The sequence below is a fragment of the Actinosynnema sp. NPDC059335 genome (genome assembly GCF_042752395.1).
Classification (GTDB): Bacteria; Actinomycetota; Actinomycetes; order Mycobacteriales; family Pseudonocardiaceae; genus Actinosynnema.
On sequence record NZ_JBHYXZ010000049.1, the window covers coordinates 46665 to 52997 of the forward strand.

Consider the following 6333-nt stretch of genomic DNA (forward strand, 5'->3'; position numbering starts at 1 on the left):
CCGGTTAGCCGGCCTGGCTACAGTGGATCGCATGGCGACGTGGACCAGGACGCTGATCGGCCGCGACGGGCAGCGGTTCCGCTTCGACCCCGGCAGCTTCGCGATGGAACTGCTGGTCAGCGGCGGTCCGGGCGAGCTGCGCGTGTTCGAGGAGCTGCACGCGCCGGCCGACCTGGCGCGGTGGCTGGCCGACTCGCGCCTGGCCGCGACCGCGCCGTTCACGGCCGCGGACGTGCGCGTCACCGAAGCCGAACTGGCCGCCGTCAAAGAGCTGCGGGACGCGTTCTGGCGGGTCGCCCACGCGCTGGCGCACGGCGACGAGCCGCCGCCCGCCGACGTGGAGGTGCTCAACGCCGCCACCGCCGAGACGCCGCGCCCGGTCGTGGACCCCGGCACGCGCGCCCTGACCTGGGCGAAGCCCATCACCGGCACGCAGGCGCTCGGCGCGGCGGCCCGCGACGCGGTCGGGCTGGTGGCCCGCGGCGGCGTGCGCGAGTGCTCGGCCCCCGACTGCCGGCTGCTGTTCCTGGACACCTCGCGGTCCGGCAACCGCCGGTGGTGCTCGATGGAGCGCTGTGGCAACCGGCACAAGGTGCGCCTGCACCGCGCCCGCCACGAGACGGAACCCACCGCGGCGCAGTAACGTCGGGGCATGGCGGTTGTGAAGATCAACGCGATCCACGTGCCCGACGGCTCGGGCCCGGAGCTGGAGAAGCGGTTCGCCGCGCGGCTCGGCGCGGTCGACTCGGAGCCCGGTTTCCTCGGCTTCCAGCTCCTGCGCCCGGTCAAGGGCGACGACCGGTACTTCGTCGTCACCCAGTGGGAGTCCGAGGAGGACTTCCGGAACTGGCTGGGCGGCAGCGCCAAGGAGGCCCACTCGGGCGAGCGCGCCAAGCCCGTCGGCACCGGCTCGGACCTGCTGGAGTTCGAGGTCGTGCTCAGCTCCGCGCCGAAGAAGTGACCCGGCCGGGGTGAGCGGGGAGCTCGACCGGGCGGCGGAGCTGATCGCGTCCGCCGGCGCGCTCCTGGTGTGCGCGGGCGCCGGGATGGGCGTGGACTCCGGCCTGCCCGACTTCCGCGGCACGACCGGCTTCTGGCGGGCCTACCCGCCCTACGCGCGGCTCGGGCTGCGGTTCGAGGAGCTGGCCGACCCGGCGCACTTCGTCGAGGACCCGGCGCTCGCCTGGGGCTTCTACGGGCACCGGCTCGACCTGTACCGGCGCACGACCCCGCACGACGGTTTCCGCGTGCTGCGGGAGTGGGGCGCGCGGGTGTTCACCTCGAACGTGGACGGCCAGTTCCAGCGGGCCGGGTTCACCGACGTGGCGGAGGTGCACGGGTCGATCCACCACCTGCAGTGCGTGGAGCCGTGCACCGACGACGTGTGGCCGGCGGACGACGTCGTGGTGGACGTCGACCCGGAGACCCTGCGCGCCGTCGGGCCGCTGCCGTCGTGCCGCCACTGCGGCGGGCTCGCGCGGCCGAACATCCTCATGTTCGGCGACCGGTCGTGGCTCGGCGGGCCGTCCCGGCGGGCGTTGGACGAGCTGGCGACGTGGCGGCGCGCCCACCGCGACCTGGTCGTGCTGGAGCTGGGCGCCGGTCAGGCGGTGCCCACCGTGCGGCGGCAGGCCGAGCTGGCCGGCGCCGCCTCGGGCGCGCTCATCCGGATCAACCCGCGCGAGCCGGAGGTCCGGCACGGGCGAGGGGTGTCGCTGCCGATGGGCGCGCTGGAGGCGCTCACCGAGCTGGCACGACGAATCGGCTGACGACCGCCCGGTGGTCCGAGCCGGGCACGTCGACCACGGCGAAGTCCTCCACCGGGCACCGCCGGTCCACGAGCACGTGGTCGATGGCCACCGGCGGCGGCCACAGCGCGCCGGCCGCCGGCCACGTCGCCCGCAGACCCGCGCCCACCTCGTCCGCCGCGTCCGCGTAACCGCCGTTCAGCAGCCGGCGCAGGCCCACGTGGTCCAGGGTGGCGTTGAAGTCGCCCGCGAGCACCCGCACCGGCCCGTCCAGGGTCCGCTTCGGCAAGCCCGCCAGGTCGCGCTGCCAGCGCTCCGGCCCGTCGTCCACCACGGGCGGCAGCGGGTGCACCGACACGACCTCCAGGTCCTCGCCGGGCAGGTCGACCAGCGCGCCCGCCTGGCGCAGCGTGCTGGGCGGCGTGAGCGTGCGGGGGAACACCGGGTAGCGGGACGCGATGCCCGAGCCCGAGCCGCCCGGCTCGTCCAGGAAGTGCCGGAACGGCAGCACCTCGGCCAGGCCGGCGCGGTCGAAGTCGCGCACCATCTCCGGCGTCAGCTCCTGCACCGCGAGCACGTCCACGTCGTGCGCCCGCACCGCCGCCACGACCGCCTCCGCCTCGGCCTTGCCGACCAGCAGGTTCGCCGCCATCACGGTGACCTCCCGCCCGACGGCCACCGGCCGCGGGTCCGGGAACGCCCGCGGCACGACCGCCGCCACCAGCACCACCGCGACCAGCGACGTCACCGTGCCGACCGCCCACCGGCGCAGCAGCAGCGCCAGCACGCCCAGCACGACGCCGCCGGCGGTGACGTAGGGGGTGAGGGCGGTCGTGGCGACCATGTGCCGGGTGCCGTCGATCCCGAGGAGCCGGATGAACGCCGCCGGCAGGAACGTGACGGCCGCCACCACCAGCAGGAACGTCACGCTCCTGCGCCTGGTGCGGCGTTCCCGGGTGTCGACCACGCGATCTAGTCTGCCCGAGTGGACGTGTTGCTGACGGGCTTCGAGCCGTTCGACGGCGAGGTCGCCAACCCCTCGTGGGACGCGGTCGCCGCGGTGCGACCGGACGGCTACCGGCTGACCAGGCTGCGCCTGCCGTGCGTGTTCGGGGACTCGGTCACCGCCCTGCGGGAGGCCGTGACCGGCCGCCACTACGACGTCGTCGTGTGCGTGGGCCAGGCGGGCGGCCGGGCCGGCGTCACGCCGGAACGCGTCGCGGTGAACCTGGACGACGCGCGGATCCCGGACAACGCGGGCGCGCAACCGGTCGACCGGCCGGTGGTGCCCGGCGGGCCCGCGGCCTACTTCACCGGGCTGCCGGTGAAGGCGTGCGTGGCCGCGCTGGAGGCCGAGGGCATCCCGGCGTCGGTGTCGCACACGGCCGGGACGTTCGTGTGCAACCACGTGTTCTACGCCCTGATGCACCTGGTCGCGACCGAGCGGCCCGGCGTGCGCGCCGGGTTCGTGCACGTGCCGTACGCCCCGGAGCAGGTCGGGGCGCGCGAGCACCCCAGCCTGCCCGTCGCCACCACGGCCAGGGCGCTGGAGCTGATCGTCCACACGGCGCTGCACACGTCCACCGACCTGCGCACCCCGGCCGGCGCCCTGCACTGACCGGCCCCCGGCGCACGACAGCGCCCCCCGGGCGAACCCGGGGGGCGCTGTCACGTCGCCGGCGCGTCGGTCAGGGGTCACGCGGACTCGGAGTCCGCCTCACCGCCCGAGTCGCCACCGGAGGCCGCGAGGTCGACCGGCGGGGCGTCCGGCACCCGCATCGGCTTGGCCTCGCCGCGGAACACGAAGTGCGCCTTGTCGTCGGCCTCGGACTCGCCGTCCCAGCCCTCGACGTCGGTGATGATGATCTGGCCGGGCTGGATCTCCCCGAACAGGATCTTCTCCGACAGCTGGTCCTCGATCTCCCGCTGGATCGTGCGGCGCAGCGGCCGGGCGCCCAGCACGGGGTCGAACCCGCGCTTGGCCAGCAGCTTCTTCGCGCGATCCGTCAGCTCGATCGCCATGTCCTTGTTCTTCAACTGCTGCTCGACGCGGGCGATCATCAGGTCCACCATCTTGATGATCTCGTCCTGGGTGAGCTGGTGGAAGACGATGATGTCGTCGATGCGGTTGAGGAACTCGGGCCGGAAGTGCTTCTTCAGCTCGTCGTTGACCTTGTTCTTCATGCGCTCGTAGTTGGACGCGGTGTCCTGACCCGAGGTGAAGCCGAGGCCGACGGCCTTGCTGATGTCCGACGTGCCCAGGTTGGACGTGAAGATGATGACGGTGTTCTTGAAGTCCACCGTCCGGCCCTGACCGTCGGTCAGGCGGCCGTCCTCCAGCACCTGGAGCAGCGTGTTGTAGACCTCCTGGTGGGCCTTCTCGATCTCGTCGAACAGCACCACGGAGAACGGCTTGCGGCGCACCTTCTCGGTGAGCTGCCCGCCCTCCTCGTAGCCGACGTAACCGGGAGGCGCGCCGAACAGGCGCGACGCGGTGTAGCGGTCGTGGAACTCGCCCATGTCGATCTGGATGAGGGCGTCGTCCTCGCCGAACAGGAAGTTCGCCAGCGCCTTGGACAGCTCGGTCTTGCCGACGCCGGACGGGCCGGCGAAGATGAACGAGCCGGAAGGCCGCTTCGGGTCCTTCAGGCCGGCCCGCGTGCGGCGGATCGCCTGCGACACGGCCTTGACCGCGTCGACCTGGCCGATGATCCGCTTGTGCAGCTCGTCCTCCATGCGGAGCAGACGCGTGGTCTCCTCCTCGGTGAGCTTGAACACGGGGATGCCGGTCCAGTTCGCCAGCACCTCGGCGATCTGCTCGTCGTCCACCTCGGCGACGACGTCGAGGTCGCCGTCCTTCCACTGCTTCTCCCGCTCGGCCTTCTGGCCGAGCAGCGTCTTCTCCTGGTCGCGGAGCTTCGCGGCGCGCTCGAAGTCCTGCGCGTCGATCGCCGACTCCTTGTCCCGGCGCACGTCGGCGATCTTCTCGTCGAACTCGCGCAGGTCCGGCGGCGCGGTCATCCGGCGGATGCGCATCCGCGCGCCGGCCTCGTCGATCAGGTCGATCGCCTTGTCCGGCAGGAACCGGTCGTTGATGTAGCGGTCGGCCAGCGTGGCGGCCGCGACCAGCGCCGAGTCGGTGATCGAGACGCGGTGGTGCGCCTCGTACCGGTCGCGCAGGCCCTTGAGGATCTCGATCGTGTGCTCCAGCGACGGCTCGCCGACCTGGATCGGCTGGAACCGGCGCTCCAGGGCGGGGTCCTTCTCGACGTACTTGCGGTACTCGTCGAGCGTGGTCGCGCCGATGGTCTGGAGCTCGCCGCGGGCCAGCATGGGCTTGAGGATCGACGCGGCGTCGATCGCGCCCTCGGCCGCGCCGGCGCCGACCAGGGTGTGGATCTCGTCGATGAACAGGATGATGTCGCCGCGCGTGCGGATCTCCTTGAGCACCTTCTTCAGGCGCTCCTCGAAGTCACCGCGGTAGCGGGAGCCCGCGACCAGCGACCCCAGGTCCAGCGTGTAGAGCTGCTTGTCCTTCAGCGTCTCGGGCACCTCGCCCTTGACCACCATCTGGGCCAAGCCCTCCACCACGGCGGTCTTGCCCACGCCGGGCTCGCCGATCAGGACCGGGTTGTTCTTGGTGCGGCGGGACAGCACCTGCATGACCCGCTCGATCTCCTTGGTGCGCCCGATCACCGGGTCGAGCTTGCCCTCCCGCGCGCTGGCGGTCAGGTTGCGCCCGAACTGGTCGAGGACCAGGGACGAGGACGGGGTGCCCTCACCGCGGCCGCCGGACTCGGCCGGCTCCTTGCCGGTGGAGTAGCCGGACAGGAGCTGGAGGACCTGCTGGCGCACCCGGTTGAGGTCCGCGCCCAGCTTGACCAGCACCTGCGCGGCGACGCCCTCGCCCTCGCGGATCAGGCCGAGCAGGATGTGCTCCGTGCCGATGTAGTTGTGCCCCAGCTGCAGCGCCTCGCGCAGCGACAGCTCGAGCACCTTCTTGGCGCGCGGGGTGAAGGGGATGTGGCCGGACGGGGCCTGCTGACCCTGGCCGATGATCTCTTCGACCTGCTGGCGGACGCCCTCCAGCGCGATCCCCAACGACTCCAGCGCCTTGGCGGCGACACCTTCACCCTCGTGGATCAACCCCAGGAGGATGTGCTCGGTGCCGATGTAGTTGTGGTTGAGCATCCGGGCCTCTTCCTGGGCCAGGACAACCACCCGCCTCGCGCGGTCGGTGAACCTTTCGAACATTCGCACTCCCTGACTGCTGCGCCGGCGGTCCTCGGGCTCACCACTGGCTGACCGTCTGGCCGACCGTGGAGAGCGCGGCACCGTGGGACCACTGTAGTCGTCAGCCCCGACACTCTCAGTTCCCGATCGCAGGCAGCCGTCTTCGGGGATCTCTGACATCGGTACCAACGCGTGATCTGCCTGGCAGATTCCACGGATCGGGTGTTGTCCGCTGAGCGCGAACATTCAGCCGTTCGGCGAGCCCCCCGGGGGGGGGGGGGGGGCCCCCCCCCGCGCGGGAGGTTGTGGTCGACGTCTGTGTGAGAACAAACACACCCCCCCCCCCTCACCA

6 protein-coding genes are annotated in these 6333 nt (G+C 72.2%); 4 read left to right on the forward strand and 2 right to left on the reverse strand.

Features of this window, described 5'->3' with window-relative positions; genetic code table 11:
* The first annotated feature begins 31 nt into the window (after nt 1-31).
* Genes ACFXGA_RS17695 through ACFXGA_RS17705 form a run of 3 tightly spaced genes read left to right on the forward strand, consistent with a single transcriptional unit; the run spans nt 32 to nt 1769 of the window.
* Complete coding sequence (locus ACFXGA_RS17695) at nt 32-643, forward strand: CGNR zinc finger domain-containing protein (protein WP_378089062.1); 612 nt, start codon at nt 32-34, stop codon at nt 641-643.
* 9 nt (nt 644-652) lie between these two features.
* On the forward strand, nt 653-961 hold the full coding sequence (locus tag ACFXGA_RS17700) for an antibiotic biosynthesis monooxygenase family protein (protein WP_378089064.1): 309 nt from the start codon (nt 653-655) through the stop codon (nt 959-961).
* 10 nt (nt 962-971) lie between these two features.
* Nucleotides 972-1769, forward strand: a complete 798-nt coding sequence (locus ACFXGA_RS17705) for an NAD-dependent deacetylase (RefSeq protein ID WP_378089066.1) — start codon at nt 972-974, stop codon at nt 1767-1769.
* Here ACFXGA_RS17705 and ACFXGA_RS17710 read toward each other — a convergent pair.
* A complete protein-coding gene (locus tag ACFXGA_RS17710) occupies nt 1741-2715 on the reverse strand; it encodes an endonuclease/exonuclease/phosphatase family protein (protein WP_378089068.1) in 975 nt (324 codons plus the stop codon). The two genes, ACFXGA_RS17705 and ACFXGA_RS17710, sit on opposite strands and share 29 nt — an antisense overlap.
* An 18-nt stretch (nt 2716-2733) precedes the next feature.
* On the opposite strand from ACFXGA_RS17710, the gene pcp reads away from it, so the two are divergent.
* A complete protein-coding gene (gene pcp, locus ACFXGA_RS17715; protein WP_378089070.1) occupies nt 2734-3366 on the forward strand; it encodes a pyroglutamyl-peptidase I in 633 nt (210 codons plus the stop codon).
* A gap of 77 nt (nt 3367-3443) precedes the next feature.
* Here pcp and ACFXGA_RS17720 read toward each other — a convergent pair whose 3' ends face one another.
* The gene (locus tag ACFXGA_RS17720; protein ID WP_378089072.1) at nt 3444-6002 is read right to left on the reverse strand and encodes an ATP-dependent Clp protease ATP-binding subunit; all 2559 of its coding nucleotides are present in this window, start codon (nt 6000-6002) and stop codon (nt 3444-3446) included.
* Between the last annotated feature and the right edge of the window lie 331 nt (nt 6003-6333).